Annotated in this window: 4 protein-coding genes; 2 read left to right on the top strand and 2 right to left on the bottom strand. The window is 61.2% G+C overall.

Annotated elements, in window-relative coordinates; translation table 11 throughout:
* Positions 1–80: 80 nt before the first annotated feature.
* Complete coding sequence (locus tag OSA81_13470) at positions 81–872, top strand: carboxypeptidase-like regulatory domain-containing protein (GenBank protein ID MDE0900010.1); 792 nt, start codon at positions 81–83, stop codon at positions 870–872.
* Between the two features lie 42 nt (positions 873–914).
* Here the strand turns inward: OSA81_13470 and OSA81_13475 are convergent, their stop codons facing one another.
* Positions 915–2306, bottom strand: a complete 1392-nt coding sequence (locus OSA81_13475; GenBank protein MDE0900011.1) for a class II fumarate hydratase — start codon at positions 2304–2306, stop codon at positions 915–917.
* 117 nt (positions 2307–2423) lie between these two features.
* Positions 2424–3137 carry an SDR family oxidoreductase gene (locus tag OSA81_13480; protein ID MDE0900012.1) on the bottom strand — a complete coding sequence of 238 codons (714 nt, stop codon included), beginning with the start codon at positions 3135–3137 and terminating at the stop codon, positions 2424–2426.
* 65 nt (positions 3138–3202) lie between these two features.
* Between OSA81_13480 and OSA81_13485 the strand changes: the two genes are divergently transcribed.
* Positions 3203–3605 (top strand): SDR family NAD(P)-dependent oxidoreductase (locus OSA81_13485; GenBank protein MDE0900013.1); only part of this gene is annotated, 403 nt, incomplete at its 3' end.

Consider the following 3605-nt stretch of genomic DNA (forward strand, 5'->3'; position numbering starts at 1 on the left):
TCTCGTGACGCCCGGCACACCCATTGCACATACAGCAAGCGGGTTGGGACGAGGATGATGACTAAATTGGGGGGATGGGAATGATCAATACACGAAACACGCTTGGTACGACGGGGCTCAGTGGCCTTCGGGCCACTCTGTTTGGAATCGCCCTCGCGGCGGCGGCTCTGGTAATCCTGGCACAGCAGGGGCAGGCTCAGGATGCCACTCAGGAGCAGGTGGAACTCACCTTCACGCTCTTCGGATCACTGGTCGACGGGAACACGGGGAGAGCGCTGCCCGGGGCCTGGGTCGGCATCCCGGACACGGAGTGGGGCTCGATCACCAACGACGAAGGTCGATTCGGCATCCCTGAGAGCACAGCGGGGCGGCTGGCGCTGACCATTGAGCTCATCGGCTACCAGAAACTCGAGTGGACAAGAGACGTTCAGAACGGCGAAGAACTGCTGCTCATCGAGTTGAGTCCAAAGCCGATTATGCTCGAGGGCCTTCAGGTCGTGACCGACCGCTTCACCTCACGACGCAACGCGACTGCGACGAGCGTGTTCGCCTACGCCTCGGACGCTCTTTCTTCCGCTATCTCACAGAACGCTCTGGAATTCATCGAATTCGAGTCTGCCGCCTGGGTCACACCATGCAATGGCCGCCAGAGCGACCGCTGCCTTTTCGTGAGAGGACGCCCGGTGGAGCCGGACATCTATATCGATGAGATGCCTGTGCTCGGTGGACTCGGCTACCTCGAGTCATTTGCACCATGGGAGTTCCACATGATCGAAGTGTACGGAGGCGGACGACACATTCGCGCCTATACGCCTCGGTTCATGGAGCGGGCTGCAAAGCGCCGTATTTACCCGATCACGCTGCCCTTCTAAAACACGGGACCAGACAACCGGCCTGGGCCCTCCCGCTGATCGTCAGTCGGGGAGCCCAGGCTCGGTCATCGCACGCACGTCGAGCGCCTCATCGATCTGGTCTTCGGGCAACAGGCCTCGCTCGCGAACGATGTCCCGGACGCTGACGCCACGCTTGGCCGATTCCTTCGCAACTAACGACGCTTCGTCGTACCCAATGAAGGGATTCAGGGCCGTTGCGATCGCCGGATTCTTCTCCAGAAGTTCCTGAGCGCGTTGTTCATTGGCCTCGATACCGACGACACAACGGTCGGTGAACGCGCGGGCGATGTTAGCCAGCAAGGTGATCGATTCGAGAAGCGCCTGCGCCAGCACAGGCATCATCACGTTCAGCTCGAAGTTTCCACGACTACCAGCCACTGTGACGGTGGTGTGATTCCCCATGACGCGAGCACTGACCATCATCATCGCCTCTGACATGACCGGATTCACTTTCCCCGGCATGATAGAAGACCCCGGCTGAATCGCTGGAAGTCGGATCTCATGCAGACCGGACGTCGGCCCTGACCCCAACCAGCGGATGTCGTCGGCAATCTTGATGAAGCTCGTCGCGACAGTGTTCAGTGCACCCGAGACGTTGACCGCTGCGTCCTTGGAGCCCTGAGCTTCGAAGTGATCCTCGGCCTCGCGGAAGCTGATTCCCGTGACGGCTGCGAGCCGGGCGATGGTTCGCGGCGAGAACTCTTCATGAGTGTTGATCCCGGTCCCGGTGGCCGTGCCTCCGAGAGCGAGCTCGTTCAGTTCCTCGGCGGCCGCACGCACGCGGGTGATGCCCTTCGAGATCTGTGTCGCGTAGCCTGCGAACTCCTGCCCGAGACGGACCGGCGTGGCGTCCATGAGGTGTGTCCGACCGGACTTCATGACACTGTCAAACGCCTCCGCCTTCTCAGCCAGCGCCGCGCGCATGTGCTCAAGCGCAGGGAGAAGCTCTTCTTCGATGGCCACCCGCGAGGAGATATGGATCGCCGTCGGGATCGTGTCGTTCGAGGACTGGCCGAAATTGACGTGGTCATTCGGGTGTACCGAGTCGTCTCCACCGAGCAGCTCAGTGGCTCGATGTGCGACGACCTCATTCGTGTTCATGTTCGTCGACGTACCGGACCCTGTCTGGTAGATGTCGAGAACGAAATGGTCGTCCCATGTACCGTCGGCGACCTCACCAGCCGCTGTAACGATCGCGTCAGCGATCGCCTGATCGATATTGCCGAGCTCGGCATTCGTCTCGGCCGCGGACTTCTTGATGAGCCCCATCGCCTGAATAAAACGCCGGCCGAAGCGCTGGCCGCTGATTGGGAAATTCTCTACCGCCCGCTGGGTCTGGGCACCGTAGAGCGCGTTCTCGGGCACCTGCATTTCACCGAGGGAGTCCTTCTCGGTCCGATATCCGTCAGCCATTGAGAGGTTTCGTCCTGGAGGGTCGTGCGTGATGGAGCATCGCGATCATCCACCCGCTCACACTTGAAATCTACCGAGTGAACCGAGAGGGTGAAGGGGGGGCTAACGCTGACAGGCTTAATTCCGTGGCGGCACTGCCGGACGCATTTCAATTCGACTGACATGCGCCTCCCTGGGGTACTCGAGGAGCTGCATGACGGCGAGCGCACAGTCGTCGGCCTCAAGCTTCCAGCCGCGTGCCTCGTCCGGCTCGTTGTCGTTGAAGTATGTATTCACGCTCCCCGGCATAACAATCGAGACGCGGACCTGGTCATGACGCACATCAAGCATCATGGCCTCTGTCAGTCCGAGAAGGCCAAATTTGCTGGCGTTGTAGCCGGTCCCTCGTGCGAAGGAATATCGGCTGGCCAAGGACGCGACGTTAATGATATAGCCGTCGCCGGAGGCGGTGAGATGAGAGAGCGCGGCCTTCGAACAGTAGAAGACGCCTCCCAGATTCACATCGACCTGTGTCTGCCATTCGTCGACAGACATCGCCGACATCGGCTTGAACACTCCGACTCCGGCGTTGTTGACGAGGACGTCGAGCCGGCCGAAGTGGGCGACCGCCTGCTCGACCATCGCGGCACACGCTTCAGGCTTCGCTACGTCGCAGACCACGCCCAGGGCGTTTTCACCGAGGCGCGCGCTGACTGATGCGACATCGGCTTCCGTCCGCGACGTTACGACGACGAAAGCGCCTTCATTGATCATTCGTTCGGCGATAGCGAGTCCGATCCCCTTTGTGCTCCCTGTAACGATCGCGACTTTGCCCGTGAGATGATTCGACATCCGATCCTGGTTCCGTGACATACCTGAAGAGCGCCTCGCGCGCTCGTGAGCAAAAGAGTCTGGGGATGAGAGACAACAATAAGCAACGAGTGGCCCTCGTAACCGGTGGCGCCGTCCGCGTCGGCCGAGCGATTGCGCTGGGTCTGGCCGACGCGGGCTACGACGTGGTGATCGGGTATCGGTCATCTCCAAACGGTGCCGAAGACGTGCGTTCCCGCATCGTCGAGATGGGGCGGGCCTGCGTCACTGTGCAAGTCGACCTTACGGAGCCCCAGGCGGCCGAGACGATCGTGGCCGCCGCCCGAAGTGAATTTGGACGCCTCGACGTCCTCGTGAATTCGGCCGCCTCGTTCCGCGCGGTCCCGCTGCTCGAAGTCGATGCTGACGAGTGGGATGCGGTGATGGCCGTGAACACGCGCGCGCCTCATCTCGTGACGAGGGCCGCAGCCGACCTTTTGAGATCGGCCC

The sequence above is a fragment of the Longimicrobiales bacterium genome, from assembly GCA_028823235.1.
In the GTDB taxonomy this organism is placed as follows: domain Bacteria; phylum Gemmatimonadota; class Gemmatimonadetes; order Longimicrobiales; family Gaopeijiaceae; genus UBA2589.

Excerpts from the sequence above, each read along its gene's own strand:
- OSA81_13470 (MDE0900010.1), top strand. The coding sequence starts at position 81 with ATGATCAATACACGAAACACGCTTGGTACGACGGGGCTCAGTGGCCTT.
- OSA81_13475 (MDE0900011.1), bottom strand. The coding sequence starts at position 2,306 with ATGGCTGACGGATATCGGACCGAGAAGGACTCCCTCGGTGAAATGCAG.
- OSA81_13480 (MDE0900012.1), bottom strand. The coding sequence starts at position 3,137 with ATGTCGAATCATCTCACGGGCAAAGTCGCGATCGTTACAGGGAGCACA.